Origin of the sequence: Citrobacter telavivensis (genome assembly GCF_041807075.1) — a bacterium.
In the GTDB taxonomy this organism is placed as follows: domain Bacteria; phylum Pseudomonadota; class Gammaproteobacteria; order Enterobacterales; family Enterobacteriaceae; genus Citrobacter_A; species Citrobacter_A telavivensis.
On the sequence record NZ_JBGUBF010000002.1, the window covers coordinates 28907 to 46673 of the forward strand.

The following is a 17767-nucleotide window of genomic DNA, read 5'->3' on the forward strand; positions in this document are numbered from 1 at the left end:
CCGGGCATTTTATTTACTCCCCCGCTAACGCCCGAGGAAACAATACATTATTTTCCAGGCTGATGTGTTCCATCAGATCATCAATCATCTCATTGATGCCGTTGTACATCGCTTTCCAGGTGGTGCACGCTTCTGGCGGGATCGTCACATTCTGGGTGGTATGTTTAATCACTTCCAGCAGTTCCCCCGCGTCATCATGTTCACTTTCCATGACGCTGATCGGCCCCATCGCCTGGCTGCCCATGCCCTGTTTGATCATCGGGAACAGGATCTGCTCCTCTTTCATCATGTGGTTTGAAAGCTCCTGATGCAGCATGGTCAGATACTTCGCCAGACCTTTCGGTACATTGGGCTTATCGGCATGAACGCGTTCAACTTTGGTGGCCTGTAGGATCAGTTCCGGCAACTGCTCGCGGTGTCTGTCGTGATAGCGCACGATGATGTGGTCGATAATGTCGGCCAGCGGCGCGGTGCGCCAGTCTTTATCGATCGGCTGTTGTGCCAGTTGTGCCAGTTGTGCTTCGATGGCGTCAACATCCAGCTCTTTACGGGCGGCAGCACGCGCCAGCGTCTGCTTACCGCCACAGCAGTAATCCATATCGTACTTACGAAACAGTGCCGAAGCGCGAGGGATAGAGAGCGCCAGTTCACCTAAAGGTTGATCGCGATAAGCCATAGCCGTTACCTCATTCTCAATAATATAAGTTGTATTTTAAATACAACTTTAATCGGGCGCTATAACTCTTTCGGGGCAGGACCTTTTGTGATGGCGCAATGACGAACGAGAACGCGGGGGGAAGGGTTAACTGCCCGGCTCCGAAAGCGGAATGACGCGCGGTTTTTCCGGTTTTGCTCTGACCGCCACCACCACGCCGACAACCAGCAAGGCGATACCGCTGAGAGTCAGCGCGGGGGGAAGAGTCTGGCGTAAGATAAAGGTATACAGCAAACCCGCCAGCGTTTCGAACACGATCAACGGGCCGAGGATCACCGTCGGTAACCGCTGGCTGGCAATATTCCAGCATAGCGCCCCCACCCATGAGCATAACACCGCAATCGCCACCATCAGGCCGACAAACACCGCCGGTCGCGGGCCGAACGGCAGGGCGAAGTCAGGCGTTTGCCCGTGCAGCCAGAGGCAGGCGGCGAGGTAGCCCAGCAGCGACACGGGCAGCGTCACCAGCGCCTGCGCGGTCGCCCACATCATCGGGTGTTTATCCGGATTCTCCCGCAGCCAGCGGGCGTTGCGCAGCGCATACCAGGCCCAACACACCACCGACACCAGCGCCAGCGCAATACCGGAACCGTAACGCCAGCCGCTGAAATCAGGCAGGCCCTGGTTGAGTTCCGCAATGTTCACGCACAACAACCCGATGCCAATCAGCACCAGCGCGGGCGCCAGTCGTCGCCAGGAGAGCCTGCCGTCGCGATGGCTGTACAGCAGGTTTGCAAACACCGGAATGACGACCGGCAGCGTACCGATGATCATCGTTGAGACCGGCGCGCCGGTACGCTGAATGGCGCTGGCAAGGCAGACGTAGTAAATCAGGTTGCCCATCATGGTTAGCGCCAGCGCGGTCAGCCAGTCTTTCGGTGACAATTGTCGCAGACGCACGCGCCCGAGCCATGCCAGCGGCAGGGCAATCAAGCCTAATGCCAGGTAGCGTCCCATCGACTGCAGCACCGCCGGATATTCCGGCACGATCAACGGCCCGACAAAAATCAGTCCCCACATCAACCCTGCCAGCAGGGCGTACAACACACCGCTAATCATGCTTTACATCCACAACGTTAAACATGACGAAAAGTGTAGGCGGGGAACAGGCGTGCGTATTGTATGAGCTTGCGCATTAGCGCGAATAAACCTGCTTTTGATAGCGTACAGGAGTAATGCCATAGCGATGGGTAAAGGCGCGGGTGAGGTGGGACTGATCGGTCAGGCCGGTCGCGGCGGCAACATCTGCTGCCGGCATGCCGAGAGTCAGAAAACCTTTCGCTCGCCACAGGCGGATTGCCATCAGCATCTGATGCGGCGTCACGTGGAAATGGGCTTTGAACTGACGTTGAAAATGCCAGGGGCTTAGCGAGGCAACGCGTGCCAGTTCGTCGAGAGCGATCGGCCGCATGTAGTTGTCATGCAAATAGTCGCGCACGCGATCAAAGCGATGCGCACCTTCCCGCGACACCGGAGCATGGCGCGCCAGCGGCTGGAAGGTGTCTATCAGATCCAACAGCAACCCTTTTTGCGCTAAGGGATCGTCGGTGTGCCACAGGCCGTGGATTAGCGAACAGATCTGACGCGAGCGGAGCGGATCGTGACGCGTGACGTCATGAAACCACCAGTGACGGACCCCGGACACTTTTTCCAGCAGGTCGGGTTCCAGATAGATCATCCGGTAGCGCCAGCCGTCGGCGGTTTCGGCCTCGCCGGTATGCAACTCATCCGGATTCATCGTCACGACCGAGTGGGCAGGGGCAACGTACTGCGTGCCGCGATAGCGAAAACGCTCGGCTCCGGCTTCTATCGCGCCAATGCCGAACGCTTCGTGGGTGTGCGGTTCAAAGGCGTAGCGTGAAATGTGCGCGTGATACAGCTCAACGCCCGGTACCTGCGCCAGATGGCGAAAGCGGGCACGGTCTTTTTCATCGCTAAACTGCTCAGGTACACCTTGCACGTTTTCTCTCCCCACGCATCATCCTGTCATTATCAGAGAGGATGCGCGGGGATGCCACCATAATTAACCGATTTTTAACACTTACAGAATGCCTTTGATGCTTTCGGCCAGCGGAGTGGTTGGGCGACCGATCAGTTTGCTCAGCGTGTGGCTGTCATCGAACAGACCGCCTTTGGATGCCCCGGTGTCTGAATCGGCCAGCATATCCGCCAGACCCGCTGGCAGGCCTGCGCCCTTCAACGCGGCGGCGAAATCAGCTTCGCTCAGGTTCTGATAGACGACCTGTTTACCGCTTTGTTTGCTCAGTTCAGCGGCCAGCTGGCTCAGCGTCCAGGATTCATCGCCTGCCAGTTCATACACGTTACCGGCATGACCTTCTGTACTGATGACCTGTGCGGCGGCGGCGGCGTAGTCAGCGCGGGTTGCGGAGGCAATTTTGCCTTCGCCTGCGGCACCGATAAACACGCCATGCTCCAGCGCGGGGGGGACGCTGGCAAGATAGTTTTCGGTATACCAACCGTTACGCAGCAGCGCGTGGGCAATACCGGAGTCTGCCAGCATCTTCTCGGTTTCGATGTGTTCGACGTGCAGGCCCAGCGGAGAACGGTCGGCATGCAACAGGCTGGTGTAAGCGATAAATTTCACTTTCGCCGCCTTTGCCGCATTAATGACGTTACGGTGCTGAGCGGCACGCTGTCCCACTTCACTGGAGGAAATCAGCAGCAGCTTGTCGACACCCTGCAACGCTTGGGTAAATGTGGTTTCGTCGCGGTAATCCGCCTGACGTACGGTGATTCCCTGTTGGCTTAATGCGCTGGCTTTCGCCGGGTTACGAACTATCGCAACAATCTGGCTGGCTGGAATGGTTTTCAGCAGATTCTCAATAACGTGTTGGCCCAGTTGGCCCGTCGCGCCGGTAATGGCAATCATGGGATGACTCCTTAATGTGTCGCTTGTGTTTTATAAAGCTAGCACTTAAACTTACTTTTAGTAAGTACGCACAAAAAGGTAAGTATAAAGATGAGTGCACCGACCCTTTCTCAACAACTCCGTGACGGCAATTTGTTTGCTGAGCAGTGTCCGTCGCGTGAGGTGTTAAAGCATGTGACCAGCCGCTGGGGCGTGTTGATTCTGGTGGCGCTACGCGACGGCACTCACCGTTTCAGCGATCTGCGCCGTAAAATGGGCGGCGTGAGCGAGAAGATGCTGGCGCAGTCTTTGCAGGCGTTGGAGCAGGATGGGTTTATCAAACGGGTATCGTATCCGGTTGTGCCGCCGCATGTGGAGTACAGCCTGACTCCGTTGGGCGAGCAGGTCAGTGACAAAGTTGCCGCACTGGCGGACTGGATTGAGTTAAATTTGCCACAGGTGTTAGCACAACGGGAAGAACGGGCGGCGTAAAACGTTGCCGGATGGCGGCGTGCCCTCCGGCATTAACGTTATTTGCTTAAATCTATCTGATAAATCGCGAAACCAATATCATCGGTGGCGACGTGCTGCATAGGGTATTGCCCTTTCTCTTTGATAAACGCGGTGGCTTTATCACTCGGCGACGTTTCGAAACGGATATCCAGTTTCGTCTTGCTGTGAATCGGCGCCAGACGCCAGTTGTTATCGGCAGCCGGATGAATTTCCCCGGCGCGTTTAGATTGCGCGCCAATCCATGCCGCCAGCACCGAGCGGTTCTCATCCGGTGACGCAAAAGCAATATGATTGTCACCGGTTCCGGCAAACTTACCGCCATAGGCGCGATAGTTATTGGTGGCGACCAGGAAGGTGGCATTGGGATCAATCGGCTTGCCGTTGAAGGTCAGATTTTTAATCCTTTCCGCTGTCGGATTGACCGTCTGGCATTCGCCGTCATAACGTGCGGGCTGCGAGACATCAATCTGGTATTCCACACCATCGATGACATCGAAGTTATAGGTGCGGAAACCCTCCCAGTTAATGAGCGACTGCGGCTTGCTGCTGGTGCTATCGATTTGATTAAACTGTCCGGCTGAGCACTCAAGCCACTCTTTCACCTCTTTGCCGCTGGCTTTTACAACCACCAGCGTGTTCGGGTACAGATAGAGGTCGGCAGCATTACGGAAGGTCAACTGGCCTTTTTCGACCTCGACAAAACTGGCCGGATCGTTCTTGCGCCCGCCGACTTTAAACGGCGCAGCGGCGGAAAGCACCGGCAGTTTCGCCAGGTCCGGGTCGCCCTGAATGAAGTGTTCGACATAGGCTTTCTGCGCGTTGTTGACCACCTGAACGGTCGGATCGTCCTGCACCAGCGCCAGATAGCTGTACATATTATCGGCGGATTTACCGATAGGCTTACTGACGAATTCACGGGTGGCGTCGTGGTCGGCTTTCAGAATATCCACCAGTTTGCTGTCTTCGGCAGCGAGTGATTTCTTCGCGGCCGCGTCGTAAATGGGGCGCGCTTCGGCTTTGGCCTGCGTCACCTGCCATTTGCCGCTGTCGTTATTGAGCACCAGATCCACCACGCCCAGATGATCGCCCCACATGCCTGGCATCACCGCCGGTACGCCGTTCAGCGTCCCTTTCGCGATATCTGCGCCTTTGATGCTGGCAAAGTCTTTACCGGGGAAGACCGCGTGGGCATGACCAAACATGATTGCGTCCACGCCGGGCACGTCGCTGAGATAATAAACGGAGTTCTCCGCCATGCTCTGGTAGGGGTCAGCAGAGAGCCCTGAATGCGCAATCACTACCACCACATCGGCCCCTTTTTCGCGCATTTCCGGGACATACTGGCGCGCGGTGGCGGTAATGTCGTTAACCGTCACTTTACCGCTCAGGTTCGCTTTATCCCAGGTCATGATCTGCGGAGGAACAAACCCGATATAGCCGATGTTCAGCGTCTGCTTGTGGCCTTCCTGATCGACGACGTCAGTCTTTTTGATGAGATAGGGGGTAAACAACGGCTTCTTGGTCTTAACGTCGATGATATTGGCGTTAACGTAGGGGAACCTGGCACCAGCCAGCGCCTTTTGCAGATACTCCAGGCCGTAGTTAAATTCATGGTTACCGAGGTTACCCACTGCGTAATCCAGCGTATTCAGCGCCTTATAGACCGGATGGATATCACCGTCTTTCAACCCTTTGGCCGCCATATAGTCGCCCAGCGGACTGCCCTGAATCAGATCGCCATTATCGACCAGCACGCTGTTTTTTGCTTCATTGCGCGCGGCGTTAATCAGGCTTGCGGTACGTACCAGTCCGAATTTTTCGGTTGCGGTATCTTTGTAATAATCGAAATCCATCATGTTGCTATGTAAATCAGTGGTTTCCATTATCCGCAGGTCGACGGTTGCGGCATTCACGCTGGCCGCGATCAGCGTGGCCAGGAGCGTTGCACTAAACTTAATCATCAGGGGGCATCCTTTTCAGATCTAAGCCACAAAAGAAAATGTATATAAATCTTCTTGCTTACAGAACTGTGAATCATGCATCAGTTTAGCAAGCAAAACCGCAGACACTATCACAGTTGGCGGATTCGCCTCTGATCGGGTATAAGTAAAACAATGAGTTAACGCCACTGCCACAAACGAGGTGGAGAATGTTAGAACACGTATGCCAGCTTGCACGGAACGCGGGCGATGCCATTATGCAGGTCTATGATGGAGTCAAACCGATGGAGATTGCCAGCAAGCAGGACGATTCTCCGGTAACCGCGGCCGATCTCGCCGCGCACGCAGTGATTCTCGAAGGCTTAACGACGCTGACGCCGGATATTCCGGTCCTCTCAGAAGAAGATCCGCCGGCCTGGGAAGTACGCCAGCACTGGCAGCGCTACTGGTTAGTCGACCCGCTGGATGGCACCAAAGAGTTCATCAAACGTAACGGTGAGTTCACCGTGAATATTGCGCTTATCGAGAAGGGTAAGCCGGTACTGGGCGTGGTCTACGCACCGGTCATGAAGGTGATGTACAGCGCGGCGGAAGGTAAAGCCTGGAAAGAAGAGTGCAACGTGCGCAAGCAAATTCAGGTCCGCGACGCCCGCCCGCCGCTGGTGGTAATTAGCCGTTCCCATGCCGATAACGAACTGAAAGAATATTTGCAGCAACTGGGTGAGCACCAGACGACGTCGATTGGTTCGTCGCTGAAGTTCTGCCTGGTGGCGGAGGGACAGGCGCAACTGTACCCGCGTTTTGGACCGACCAACGTCTGGGACACGGCGGCAGGCCATGCCGTTGCAGCCGCCGCCGGGGCACACGTTCACGACTGGCAGGGTAAGCCGTTGGACTACACCCCGCGTGAATCGTTCCTGAACCCCGGCTTCCGGGTCTCTATTTATTGAGCAACTTGTGCAGCAGGGCAATCACCTGCTGCACCTCTTCCTGGGTCAGCGCCCCGTCCTTCGCCCACTGTACGCGACCGTCTTTATCGAGCACCGCGATAGCTGAACTCTCTTCATCCAGTTGCCAGGCCTTACGGGCCACGCCGTCACTGTCGACGATAAACTGCGACCACGGGTAGAGCTTCTTATTGCTCTCGAGGCTGCTGCGCACAAACATACCGGAGCCTGGAATGGCATCGTCGGTGTTGACGACAGTCGTGGTCTGGTAAACGTCATGGGGCAGTTTTGCCGCTTTGATGGCTTCAATCAGCGTCGCATTTTTTTCTTTGGCGGAGGTGCGTCCGGCGATGTGCTGAAGGATGCGCACCTTCCCGGGCAACTGCGCGCTGTTCCAGCTTTTATAGCTGAATTTATCATTTTCAAGAATCAATTCGCCGCGATCGGCAATCCCTACCGGCGGGACGCGCTGGCCCGTTTCGAAGCTATGCGCGGAGGCCATCATCGGCGCTAACAGGCACGCCAGCGCCAGAATCTTACGTAAGGTCATGGTGTTTCCTTCTTATTGTTTGCAGGTGATCCGACCACTTAGGTCTGATTTTTAATCATATGTGCGAATGATGCTTTTTCCCGCAAGAGCGATGCCAGTTTGCGGACGGGCGCACAAATCCTGCGAAAAACGAAGGCTTATACTGAGGACAGCGCCGTGATTCAGAGATGATTCTGATTAACTGTAATGAAAAGGTAAATAAACTTATACGCGCTGGAAACATCGTACAGATAGTCTATAGTCAAATGGCATTAAATTTTGCGCCTTAGAACGGTTGGACCGATTGTGGAGCCACAAGGGCGTGACTTAAGCAGGAGATAACAATGAAAATTTTCCAACGGTACAACCCACTGCAAGTGGCGAAGTACGTGAAGATCCTGTTTCGTGGACGGTTATATATCAAGGACGTTGGCGCTTTTGAGTTTGATAAGGGCAAGATTCTTATCCCAAAAGTGAAGGATAAACAGCATCTGTCTGTGATGTCCGAAGTCAACCGTCAGGTTCTGCGTCTGCAAACTGAGATGGCTTAACCAAAGTGCTATGCAGTAGTTTAAAAAACGGCTCCCACTGGGAGCCGTTGATGTTTCTGAAGCAGGCCTGACGGGCGCAAACTACGCTTTCACGTCTTCCTGCGCATCCGGCAGTTTTGGTACCAGTACGCTCGGTTTACTGTCAAGACGGGTCACCAGCAACTGATCGATACGGTAGTTATCAATATCCACCACTTCGAATTTGTAGCCCGAGAACTTCACGGAATCGGTACGTTTGGGGATTTTACGCAGCATGAACATCATAAAGCCGCCAATCGTCTCGTAGTTGCCCGACTGCGGGAATTCATCGATATCCAGCACACGCATCACGTCATCGATCGGCGTACCGCCGTCAATCAGCCAGGAGTTCTCGTCGCGCGCCACAATCTGTTCTTCCAGACCCTGGCCGACCAGATCGCCCATCAGCGTCGTCATGACGTCATTCAGGGTGATGATACCCACGACCAGCGCGTATTCGTTCATGATTACCGCGAAGTCTTCACCGGCCGTTTTGAAGCTTTCCAGCGCTTCTGAAAGGGTCAGCGTGTCTGGCACAATCAGTGTGTTACGGATCTGCACGCCGCTGTTCAGCGCCATGCTTTGATTCGCCAGGACGCGATTCAGTAAATCTTTCGAGTCGACATAACCAATGATGTGGTCAATATCTTCGTTACAGACGAGGAACTTGGAGTGCGGATGTTCCGCCACTTTATTCTTCAGACTCTGCTCGTCTTCATGCAGATCGAACCAGATCACGTTTTCACGCGACGTCATGGATGACGGTACGGTACGCGACTCCAGCTCGAACACGTTCTCAATCAGCTCATGTTCCTGTTTACGCAACACGCCTGCGAGCGCGCCAGCTTCCACCACGGCATAGATATCATCAGACGTGATGTCATCTTTGCGTACCATCGGCAGCTTGAAGATGCGGAAGATCACGTTCGCTAACCCATTGAAGAACCACACCAGCGGCGTGAAAACAAACAGACAGAAGCGCATCGGGTTGATGATACGCAAAGCCACAGCTTCTGGCGCAATCATACCGATGCGTTTCGGGGTTAAGTCCGCGAAGAGGATAAACATACCGGTGACCAGCGAGAAGGAGAGGATAAAACTCAACTGCTCAGAGAGCTCTGGCGATATGTAGCGAGAAAATAACGCATTGAAGGCGGGAGAAAATGCGGCGTCGCCCACGATACCGCCAAGAATAGCGACCGCGTTCAGACCGATTTGCACCACCGTGAAGAACATCCCTGGGTTTTCCTGCATTTTCAACACGCGTTGCGCATTGAGATTGCCTTCATCGGCCAGCAGTTTGAGCTTAATTTTACGTGAAGCGGCAAGTGAGATCTCGGATATCGAGAAGAACGCACTCACGGCTATCAGGCAAAGAATAATGAAAATACTGTTTAACATATTTTATCTAACCGTTCAGGTCAGATCCTCGGAAGGGAAATTGATAAATCCATGTGGTAATGCTTATTGAAAACCGGCTCGTAGAGGTGAGCCGGTAAGTTCAGGGGCTAGTATAGCGTAAGGGACTGTAAAGCCGCCAGAGGGTTAATTTTCAGCGGTAGCCGTCCGATGCTTATTTCGTTCACCTGGCGCGGCATCCCATATTTCATCGTAGGCGAAGCCGGTGAGTGACTTAATGACGGCGCGGGTCTCTTCGTCGCAGTCTTCACATTTACCGCCGAGTTTGCGACGCGCCACCTCTTTGATCAGGATTTTGTGCGTCTTTTGCGTCAGCTTAAAGCGGAACGTGGTGTAAAAGCTGACGGCCAGCAGGGCTGCGGTCGCAAATATCATCAGACCAATAATGGCGTGTAGCGCGCCGATGGGTTGCGAACCGCCGCCTTTGACAAAGCCGCTCTCTTCCAGCACCACGCCAATCAACATAATCGCCAGCGCAACGGTGCTTTTTCGGGTCAGCACCATCACCCCGGCAAAAATGCCTTCCCGACGCTGACGGGTGACTATCTCATCCACATCCGGAATAAAGCTGTAGATGTTCCACGGGATGTAATACAACCCGGCTTTTGCCAGGCCGAACAGGACAAATATTGCGGAAAAGAGCAGGGCCGGGAGCTGGATATCGCCCAGATAAAGGGTAAAAAGACAGGCCAGGACGAAGAAAATACTGCCGTAGGAGAGGCGCAGTGCCGCAGAAGGCGTCATGTTGAGCTTATTCATCAGCAGCATAAAGCCGAACGTGCCGGGGACCGAAACAAACGCCGCGATACTTAACAGTCCGGAAACCGTGGCCGCATCCTGTTTTAATCCATAGATCACGTAATAAGTGAAAACGGAGCCAAAGACATCCAGGGCAGTGAATGAACAAATATAGATAAGAATATGCTGGCGGAAAATACGCAGTTTAAAGGCAGAAAAAAGATCCACGACCAAATACTTCAGGTGGTTTAATAATCCGGTACTGCGCTGCGTGTCCGGTGTGAATTCATATTCTTCCCGCACATCTTTTGCTTCCCAGGTCGTTGCCCAGGTTGTGAATACGGCGACACAATAAATAATCGCAAACACGATCCCGGTCAGGGTATAGGTCAATGAATTATCTTTACCCGTATATTGCATAATAATGCCGGGTACGGAAACCGCTAAAAAACCACCCAGTTGTGAACACATCATGCGCACGCCAGAGAGGCGCGTACGTTCGCTGAAGCGGTTGGTCATCTCTGCTGACAGCGTCTCCCAGGGCACCAGCACCATCGCCGAGAGCAGTTCGATGGAAAGATACGTTCCCAGGTAATACCAGTAGCTCATGTCGGTAATCCACACCAGCGCATAGAGAAACATGAGCGGAGCGCTTATCAATAAAAAGAAACGCCGACGGCCAAATTTTCTACCAAGCCAGGTGTTGCCGAAGTTGTCGGTAATATAACCCATCACCGGGCTTAATATTGCATCGATGATACGTGCAATAGCAAATATAGAACCGGCTTCCAGTACAGACAGTCCACAGTAGGTGGTGTAAAAAAATAACAGCCAGGTGCCAATAACTGCGAATGCACCGCCACCAAATAAATCGGTTACGCCGTAGCCAATTGCTACGCCGTAACCTACTCTACGTTCAGTAGGTTTCGCCATATGATTATTCCTGTAGTATGACTTGATTGCCGGATGTGCCTTATCCGGTCGGGATTCACTTTCTGCGGATTTATTTCTCCAGGTTTATCCAGGTATGTAATTGCGACGAACGATAAATGGCATCGACGATCTGCAATGATTTAGCGGCTTCGTGAATGTTGCATACGCTCCCGGTGGTGGGATGGTGTAGGGCATAATAGAACTGACGGATCGCTTCACGATGACCGACGCCCCAGTAGCTTTTGCCGCTGCCATCAGGGGCAGCGTCGCTTGCCAGCTTTTGTCGCGTCTCCCCGTTGATATGCCACAGCTCGCTCCCCTCAAGAAGCAACGTGCCTTTTTCACCGTGTATTTCCAACTGGAGCGGTGAGTTGGTGGTGTGGCAGTTGCTGGCATAAAACAGTCCACGCGCGCCGTTGCGAAAGGCAAAGGTCGCCATGGCGCTGTCTTCACCGTCGATGGTACTGGCAAGCCAGGTGCTGTCGACCACCCCCTTGACCCGCGTCACGCCCTCGGCAAACCATTGCATCAGATCGAGCGTGTGGATCGCCTGGTTGATGAGCAGACAGCCGCCTTCGGTGGCGGCTTTTCCACGCCAGGGACTGGCGGTGTAATAACTGCCGCCACGCGACCAGGTCAGCACGGCTTTAATGGCGAGCATCTTGCCTATCGCGCCCTCCTGCAACTGCTGCTTAATGGCGAGACTGGTGGGATTGAGCCGGTTCTGATAACAGATCCCAAGCGTGCCCCGCGCATGGGCGAGGGCCGTCTCGACTTCTGCCACGTCCAGCGCGCGCATCACCGCCGGCTTTTCGCAAAACACATGTTTCCCTGCCGCCAGCGCGGCAAGGATCATCGGTTTATGCAGATAATGCGGGGTGCAAATATGCACAACGTCGATCGCGTCATCCCAGAGCATTTCGCGGTAGTCATGATAAAAATGGCAATCATAAAGCGCCGCCAGTTGTCGTCCTTTGTTGATGTCCGTTTCGGCAATCGCGCGCAGCCTGACGTTGGGCAACTGCTGCAGCGCCTCAGCGTGGATGGCATGGATAGCACCCCCGCCAATAATGGCGGCATTCACTGTGTTCATGGTGCCTCCGTCACATGCTCGCGTTTGCCCGCATCTGCGCCTTAACGCACAGCTCCGCCGCTTTAAAGGCGTGTTCCTGCGTCATGGCGTTTTCAGTACGCCGGATACAGTCGAGGATGAGCTGACCAAAATACGGGAAACCCACCTTACCGGCGACGGGATAACGAAATTCCCCCTCTTTGTTGACCAGATAGACCACATCCTGCTCGCCGCGAGTGATATCGACATATTTGCGGATTTCGATATAGCCTTCGGTGCCGAGCAGCGTCAGGCGTCCATCGCCCCAGGTTGAGAGGCCGCCTGGTGTGAACCAGTCGCAACGGAAGTAGCCCGTTGCGCCGTTATCGCCTGCCAGCATCGCGTCGCCAAAATCTTCGAACTGAGGATATTGCGGGTGATTCACGTTGCGTACCTGGCTTGCCACAATATGCGCGTCGCTGTTGCCGGTATAGAACAGAAACTGTTCGATCTGATGGCTGCCGATGTCGCAGAGAATGCCACCGAAATAGCGTCGCTCGTAGAACCAGTCCGGGCGACCGCTGCCTTCACGGTGCGGGCCAGTGCCGAGGGTTTGTATCACCCGGCCAATTGCGCCCTGTTTGATCAGATCACCCACAAAGACGGCGCTTTCCACATGCAGACGTTCGCTGTAGTAGACCGCGTATTTGCGTCCGGTTTTTGCCACCATTGCTCTGGCCTCTTCTAGTTGCTCCAGCGTGGTCAACGGTGCTTTGTCGGTGAAATAGTCTTTCCCGGCGGCCATCACCTTCAGCCCCAGCGGGCAACGTTCCGAAGGGATCGCCGCACTGGCGACCAGGTCAACCGTTGCGTCAGTGAGGATTGTTGCCAGTGAGTCAGCGACCTGCGCCTGTGGATACTGTTGTAGAAAGCTTGCCACTTTTGCCGGATCCGGGTCGTATACCCATTTCAGCGTCGCGCCGGCCTCAATCAGCCCGTTGCACATGCCATAGATATGGCCGTGATCGAGCGCTGCAGCGGCAATGATAAATTCGCCTGGCTTGACGACCGGCTGTGGTTTGCCGGTCGGGGCGTAGTTCATTCCGTCATGCTTGTTCATTCTTCAACTCCTGAATCTAAATCTTTACCCAGCGGGATCGCGCCCACCTCGGCAAAGTTGCTCACCGAGGCGGATTTCTCATAAAAATGTGGGGCCTTCTCGAGCAGGCCTCCCGTGCGATAAAACGCGTCGTCGCGCTGAACAGGCAGGGTCACGACCGACCGGGTGATCGCCGATTTGTAGACAGCGGCGATCAGTTCCAGCGCGAGTTTGCCCTGTTCGCCATCTACCAGCGGTTCGATTTGTTGCTCAATAGCGGTTAGCACATTGTCAATTTGCCCGGTATGCAACGTCCATTGCAGGGCCGGAGTGGCGTGAAACCGCGTTGTCAGACTGTCTTCTCGCGCAGAGTCGTTTCCTGCCTGTGGGAAACCATTGTCTGCGGACTGGCTGGCGAACACGTTCCATGGCGCGGAAATACGCGCCTTCTCACCCTGAATCACAATTTTCTGATCTTCACCGTGATGCACCACGGAGGCGGTCAGTTGGGTCAGCGCGCCATTGGGATACCGGAAGATGGCGGCGCTGAGATCTTCCACTTCCGTATTGTCATGGGCGACGTTGGTCATCATTGCCACCACTTCGCTGGGAAAACCGAGCATCCACTGGATGGCGTCGATATGGTGTACCGCGTGATTGAGCGTGCAGCCACCGCCTTCCTTCTCCCACGTGCCGCGCCACCACAGGTCGTAGTAGCAGTGTCCACGCCACCAGAAGGAATCCACCTGAGCGTGACAAATCTTGCCCGCCAGGCCGGAATCCACCACCGTTTTCAAACGCCAGAAGGCGTCGGTAAAACGGTTTTGCGCGATGACAGACAGCGTTTTGCCGCTGGCCTGTTGCGCAGCAATCATCGCGTCACACTCTTCCAGCGATGCTGCCATCGGTTTTTCACAGAGGACGTGTTTGCCGCGGTTCAGGGCATCAATGGCGATTTCCGCGTGAACATAGGGCGGCGTGCAGACATCCACCAGGTCAACCGTCGTCCCGGCTTCCAGCATTGCCTGATGGCTGGCGTAAACCCGTGCGTCGTGCAGTCCGTAACGCGCTTTTTTCTCTTCGGCCTTTTCGGGAAAAATATCCACCAGGGCGACAATCCGACAGCGCTCAGGAAACGTCAGATAGCCCTGAATGTGCTGATGAGAGATATTCCCCGTTCCGACAATCGCTATATTCAGCATGATCACTCCTCGCCGTTACCAGGTTCCGGAGGCGTCCAGCGTGCGGCTGGCAACCGTTTTTTCGACCGATGACGCAATACGTTCCTGCAACAGCTGGTAGTAGCGCTGCTCGTCAATGGGCAGCGCGACCCAGTCATCTATCCAGGTGGAGAGATGCATAGCATTGGAAAGCGTCAGGCCGTGAATGCCCTCCAGACCGGGGGCGATGAGTGGTTCGCCATGCAGAATGGCGGCGGTGAAATTGCGGGTAATAACAACGTGTTCGCTACACTCCGGGGCGGTGGGGATGGAAACTTCCCAGCACTCCGGTTCGCCGAAACCGTTTTGCCAGCGAGCGTTAAATTCTGTTTCGGACTCACGTAATCGCCAGAAACGCAGGCGACCCTCTTCGACAACCACTTTGCCGCGATCGCCGACAATTTCCAGACGGTTGGTGCCCGGCGCTTCGGCGGTGGTAGTGATGAAAACCCCCGTCGCCCCGTTCGCGTACTCGGCATACGCCGTCACCTCGTTTTCGACTTCAATCTGCCGATGCTTACCGAACTGGCAGAAAGCGCGCATCCGCACGGGCATACCGACCAGCCACTGCCAGAGATCGAGTTGGTGCGGATCCTGGTTCAGCAATACGCCGCCCCCTTCGCCTTTCCAGGTTGCGCGCCAGCCGCCGGAGTTGTAGTAACTCTGCGAGCGATACCAGTTGGTGATAATCCAGTTGGAGCGTCGCAGTTCGCCCAGCTCACCGCTGTCGATCAGATCTTTCACCTTCTGATACAGCGGGTTAGGGCGCTGGTTGTACATCATGCTGAAGACCACGTCGCACTCGCGGGCGCAGGCGTTCATCTCCTTAACCTGAGCGGTGTAGACGCCAGCGGGTTTCTCACAGAGCGTGTGGATCCCCAGACGCATGGCCATGATGGACAGCCCTGGATGATCATAGTGCGGTGTCGCGACAATGACGGCGTCAATCAGTCCGCTCTCCAGCATGTCGCGCGCATCGCTGAACAGCGTCACGGATTCGCCCACCAACTGGCGGATGGCGGCATGCTTGGCGGCGTTGTTGTCGCAGACGGCGGTCAGGCAGGCGTCATTCACGGTTCCCGCCAACAGATAACGGGCATGGACGGTACCGATGTTACCCACGCCAATAATGCCAAAACGTACTTTTTTCATGTCATGCCTTATTCAGGAACAAGGAGGGATAAGCGGAACATAAGAAACGCCTGGAAGGTCGACAACGTGATTTTGTGAGAGCGCTTGCAGGATGCAAAATAAGTTAGCGTGCTAATTAAAAAGGTGTTTTAGAATCAACGAAGTATGTCTGCAAAAATTTGCAAAGATACATTGCGAGCGAGGTCACAGAATGCCGGGCAAGCTGAAAATGGATGAAATTGCCGCCTTAACGGGCTTCTCAGTGAGCACCGTTTCGCGGGTGCTAAGCGGGAAGTCCTACACCAGCGACAAGGCGCGTGAGGCAATAGTGAAATGTGCGCGACAACTGGGCGTTCTCGACTCACTCGCCAGTGGACGACTGTTGATTAACGGCATCGCCGTCTTCGCCCCGCAGCGTACGTTCACGGCGCAGGGTGATGCTTTCTACCTTGAAGTGACGCGCGGCATTGCTGAGGCGGTCGCGTCACACGATGTTTGGGTGAGCTATTGCGGCCTGGATGAACAGCGTGCGGATATCAAAGCTTTTCTGGAAAAGGCCAACCATAAGAACATCAATGCCATCATTCTGATCGGCATTGATGATCCGACGATCCACAAGCTGGCGCTGTCGCTGGAGAAGCCCTGTGTGTTGATCAATACGCAGGACAGGGAAGGGCTGCTGGATTCGGTGTCGCCGGACCATCGGGCAATTGGCAACCGGGCGATGCAGTATCTGTTCGATCAAGGGCACCGGCGCATTCTCAACGTCACCAGCCTGCGGCGGGAGACGATGTACTGGCGGCTGGAAGGCATTAAAGAGGTCTATCGTCAGTACCAGATCCCGTTTGATACCCATTGCGATCTGCTGGTGACGGAAGGGTTCACTGCAGAAGAGTCGGAGCAGGCGATGGGCGAATGGCTGCGCGATACACCGCGTCACGACTGGCCGGAAGTGATTTTCTGCGCCGGCGCGTCGATGTCTACCGGCATCCTGCAGGTACTGAACGCCCACGGGGTGCGCGTTCCGCAAGAGATGTCGCTGATGACCACGGGCGTACAGGAGCTGGACGCCCGCATCGTGGCGACGGTGAGCAGCATGACTATTCCCTGCCGGGCGCTGGGCGTGGAGGCGGTGCATCTGCTGCAACATCGCCTGAACCGGCCCGACGCGCCGGTATTTAATCTGTTGCTGAAAGGGATGCTTTCACAGAAAGGGACTGTCGCCAGCGCCACGCGGCATGCGGCCCGCGTGACGGTGGAACGCTGATCTTACGCGTCAGGGGGTAAACAGACGCCAATCCCGCCGATACCGCAGTAGCCGTACGGGTTTTTGTGCAGATACTGCTGGTGGTCGTCTTCCGCGTAATAAAACGGTGTCGCGTTGCTGATTTCGGTAGTGATGTGGCGATCGTCCCCCGCCGCGCGCATGGCGGCCTGGAAGCGCTCAACACTGGCGCGAGCGGCGCTGTCCTGCTCCGGTGTCAGCGGATAAATAGCCGAACGATATTGGGTGCCGTGGTCGTTGCCCTGTTGCATGCCCTGTGCCGGATCGTGGTTTTCCCAGAAAACCTGCAGCAACTGTTCATAGCTGATGACCGCCGGATCGTACACCACGCGCACCGCCTCGGCGTGGCCAGTTTCACCGGAACAGACTTCCCGGTAGGTGGGATTCGGCGTGTAGCCGCCGGTGTACCCCGCAGCCGTGCTGTAAACGCCGGGCAACTGCCAGAACAACCGTTCTACGCCCCAGAAACAGCCCATCGCGAAAATCGCGATTTCCATCCCTTCAGGGACGTTCGTCATCGAATGTTCGTTGACGGCATGCAGCGTCGCCACGGGCATCGGGGTATTGCGCCCAGGTAATGCATCCGATGGTGAAATCAGGTGCTTTTTATCAAATAGACTCATGGTGCGGTTCTCCCGAAAATCAGTAATTGGGGTTAAGGTTGTAACAAGACGCGTATTTGCACACAATAACCGTTAGGAATGCGTCTACAGTAAACATAAGAAATATTTGGGTAGTCGTCTGTTTTTCAATCCCAGTTGTTGGGTTTTTGTTAAGCCGTGGATCGGCGTTATGATTTTTTCCAGGGT

The 17767-nt window shown here is 55.0% G+C and carries 17 protein-coding genes; 4 read left to right on the forward strand and 13 right to left on the reverse strand.

The window, feature by feature from the left end; all coding sequences use genetic code 11:
- Window positions 1-13: 13 nt before the first annotated feature.
- The 4 genes from ytfE to ACERJC_RS11410 form a co-directional block, all read right to left on the reverse strand.
- Window positions 14-676: an iron-sulfur cluster repair protein YtfE gene (gene ytfE / locus ACERJC_RS11395; protein WP_371895029.1), complete on the reverse strand. Its 663-nt coding sequence runs from the start codon at window positions 674-676 to the stop codon at window positions 14-16.
- Window positions 677-802: 126 nt separating this feature from the next.
- Window positions 803-1774, reverse strand: a complete 972-nt coding sequence (locus ACERJC_RS11400; protein ID WP_178825160.1) for a DMT family transporter — start codon at window positions 1772-1774, stop codon at window positions 803-805.
- A gap of 76 nt (window positions 1775-1850) precedes the next feature.
- Window positions 1851-2675, reverse strand: a complete 825-nt coding sequence (locus tag ACERJC_RS11405; protein WP_373671710.1) for an AraC family transcriptional regulator — start codon at window positions 2673-2675, stop codon at window positions 1851-1853.
- An 81-nt stretch (window positions 2676-2756) separates the two neighbouring features.
- Window positions 2757-3605: an SDR family oxidoreductase gene (locus ACERJC_RS11410; RefSeq protein WP_371895030.1), complete on the reverse strand. Its 849-nt coding sequence runs from the start codon at window positions 3603-3605 to the stop codon at window positions 2757-2759.
- A 90-nt stretch (window positions 3606-3695) separates the two neighbouring features.
- On the opposite strand from ACERJC_RS11410, the gene ACERJC_RS11415 reads away from it, so the two are divergent.
- Complete coding sequence (locus tag ACERJC_RS11415; RefSeq protein WP_371895031.1) at window positions 3696-4076, forward strand: winged helix-turn-helix transcriptional regulator; 381 nt, start codon at window positions 3696-3698, stop codon at window positions 4074-4076.
- A 38-nt stretch (window positions 4077-4114) separates the two neighbouring features.
- Here ACERJC_RS11415 and cpdB read toward each other — a convergent pair whose 3' ends face one another.
- Window positions 4115-6058, reverse strand: a complete 1944-nt coding sequence (cpdB, locus tag ACERJC_RS11420; RefSeq protein ID WP_373671711.1) for a 2',3'-cyclic-nucleotide 2'-phosphodiesterase — start codon at window positions 6056-6058, stop codon at window positions 4115-4117.
- Between the two features lie 188 nt (window positions 6059-6246).
- On the opposite strand from cpdB, the gene cysQ reads away from it, so the two are divergent.
- Complete coding sequence (gene cysQ, locus ACERJC_RS11425) at window positions 6247-6987, forward strand: 3'(2'),5'-bisphosphate nucleotidase CysQ (RefSeq protein WP_152401704.1); 741 nt, start codon at window positions 6247-6249, stop codon at window positions 6985-6987.
- On the opposite strand, the gene ACERJC_RS11430 is transcribed toward cysQ, so the two are convergent.
- A complete protein-coding gene (locus ACERJC_RS11430) occupies window positions 6977-7534 on the reverse strand; it encodes a YtfJ family protein (protein WP_152401707.1) in 558 nt (185 codons plus the stop codon). The genes cysQ and ACERJC_RS11430 overlap by 11 nt on opposite strands.
- A gap of 323 nt (window positions 7535-7857) precedes the next feature.
- Here ACERJC_RS11430 and ACERJC_RS11435 point away from each other — a divergent pair, with 323 nt between their 5' ends.
- Entirely contained in the window at window positions 7858-8064 is a 207-nt protein-coding gene (locus tag ACERJC_RS11435) for a DUF1107 domain-containing protein (protein ID WP_004857160.1), read from the forward strand.
- Between the two features lie 81 nt (window positions 8065-8145).
- On the opposite strand, the gene paeA is transcribed toward ACERJC_RS11435, so the two are convergent.
- The 6 genes from paeA to ACERJC_RS11465 form a co-directional block, all read right to left on the reverse strand.
- Entirely contained in the window at window positions 8146-9483 is a 1338-nt protein-coding gene (paeA, locus tag ACERJC_RS11440) for a polyamine export protein PaeA (protein ID WP_046495436.1), read from the reverse strand.
- A gap of 144 nt (window positions 9484-9627) precedes the next feature.
- Complete coding sequence (locus ACERJC_RS11445; protein WP_373671712.1) at window positions 9628-11172, reverse strand: MFS transporter; 1545 nt, start codon at window positions 11170-11172, stop codon at window positions 9628-9630.
- A 70-nt stretch (window positions 11173-11242) separates the two neighbouring features.
- Window positions 11243-12265, reverse strand: a complete 1023-nt coding sequence (locus ACERJC_RS11450) for a Gfo/Idh/MocA family protein (RefSeq protein ID WP_373671713.1) — start codon at window positions 12263-12265, stop codon at window positions 11243-11245.
- Between the two features lie 10 nt (window positions 12266-12275).
- Complete coding sequence (locus ACERJC_RS11455; protein WP_373671714.1) at window positions 12276-13343, reverse strand: Gfo/Idh/MocA family protein; 1068 nt, start codon at window positions 13341-13343, stop codon at window positions 12276-12278.
- On the reverse strand, window positions 13340-14524 hold the full coding sequence (locus ACERJC_RS11460; RefSeq protein ID WP_373671715.1) for a Gfo/Idh/MocA family protein: 1185 nt from the start codon (window positions 14522-14524) through the stop codon (window positions 13340-13342). Before ACERJC_RS11460 ends, ACERJC_RS11455 begins: the two co-directional genes overlap by 4 nt.
- A gap of 15 nt (window positions 14525-14539) precedes the next feature.
- The gene (locus ACERJC_RS11465) at window positions 14540-15694 is read right to left on the reverse strand and encodes a Gfo/Idh/MocA family protein (RefSeq protein WP_286631161.1); all 1155 of its coding nucleotides are present in this window, start codon (window positions 15692-15694) and stop codon (window positions 14540-14542) included.
- A 190-nt stretch (window positions 15695-15884) separates the two neighbouring features.
- On the opposite strand from ACERJC_RS11465, the gene ACERJC_RS11470 reads away from it, so the two are divergent.
- A complete protein-coding gene (locus ACERJC_RS11470) occupies window positions 15885-16940 on the forward strand; it encodes a LacI family DNA-binding transcriptional regulator (protein ID WP_373671716.1) in 1056 nt (351 codons plus the stop codon).
- Window positions 16941-16942: 2 nt separating this feature from the next.
- On the opposite strand, the gene msrA is transcribed toward ACERJC_RS11470, so the two are convergent.
- On the reverse strand, window positions 16943-17581 hold the full coding sequence (msrA, locus tag ACERJC_RS11475; RefSeq protein ID WP_152401721.1) for a peptide-methionine (S)-S-oxide reductase MsrA: 639 nt from the start codon (window positions 17579-17581) through the stop codon (window positions 16943-16945).
- Between the last annotated feature and the right edge of the window lie 186 nt (window positions 17582-17767).

What these genes read in the sequence shown, in the direction of transcription:
- cysQ (WP_152401704.1), top strand. Translation starts at nt 6,247, where the DNA reads ATGTTAGAACACGTATGCCAGCTTGCACGGAACGCGGGCGATGCCATT.
- msrA (WP_152401721.1), bottom strand. Translation starts at nt 17,581, where the DNA reads ATGAGTCTATTTGATAAAAAGCACCTGATTTCACCATCGGATGCATTA.
- ACERJC_RS11445 (WP_373671712.1), bottom strand. Translation starts at nt 11,172, where the DNA reads ATGGCGAAACCTACTGAACGTAGAGTAGGTTACGGCGTAGCAATTGGC.
- ACERJC_RS11460 (WP_373671715.1), bottom strand. Translation starts at nt 14,524, where the DNA reads ATGCTGAATATAGCGATTGTCGGAACGGGGAATATCTCTCATCAGCAC.
- ACERJC_RS11470 (WP_373671716.1), top strand. Translation starts at nt 15,885, where the DNA reads ATGCCGGGCAAGCTGAAAATGGATGAAATTGCCGCCTTAACGGGCTTC.
- ACERJC_RS11430 (WP_152401707.1), bottom strand. Translation starts at nt 7,534, where the DNA reads ATGACCTTACGTAAGATTCTGGCGCTGGCGTGCCTGTTAGCGCCGATG.
- cpdB (WP_373671711.1), bottom strand. Translation starts at nt 6,058, where the DNA reads ATGATTAAGTTTAGTGCAACGCTCCTGGCCACGCTGATCGCGGCCAGC.
- ACERJC_RS11400 (WP_178825160.1), bottom strand. Translation starts at nt 1,774, where the DNA reads ATGATTAGCGGTGTGTTGTACGCCCTGCTGGCAGGGTTGATGTGGGGA.
- ACERJC_RS11455 (WP_373671714.1), bottom strand. Translation starts at nt 13,343, where the DNA reads ATGAACAAGCATGACGGAATGAACTACGCCCCGACCGGCAAACCACAG.
- ACERJC_RS11410 (WP_371895030.1), bottom strand. Translation starts at nt 3,605, where the DNA reads ATGATTGCCATTACCGGCGCGACGGGCCAACTGGGCCAACACGTTATT.
- ACERJC_RS11465 (WP_286631161.1), bottom strand. Translation starts at nt 15,694, where the DNA reads ATGAAAAAAGTACGTTTTGGCATTATTGGCGTGGGTAACATCGGTACC.
- paeA (WP_046495436.1), bottom strand. Translation starts at nt 9,483, where the DNA reads ATGTTAAACAGTATTTTCATTATTCTTTGCCTGATAGCCGTGAGTGCG.
- ACERJC_RS11415 (WP_371895031.1), top strand. Translation starts at nt 3,696, where the DNA reads ATGAGTGCACCGACCCTTTCTCAACAACTCCGTGACGGCAATTTGTTT.
- ACERJC_RS11435 (WP_004857160.1), top strand. Translation starts at nt 7,858, where the DNA reads ATGAAAATTTTCCAACGGTACAACCCACTGCAAGTGGCGAAGTACGTG.
- ACERJC_RS11450 (WP_373671713.1), bottom strand. Translation starts at nt 12,265, where the DNA reads ATGAACACAGTGAATGCCGCCATTATTGGCGGGGGTGCTATCCATGCC.
- ytfE (WP_371895029.1), bottom strand. Translation starts at nt 676, where the DNA reads ATGGCTTATCGCGATCAACCTTTAGGTGAACTGGCGCTCTCTATCCCT.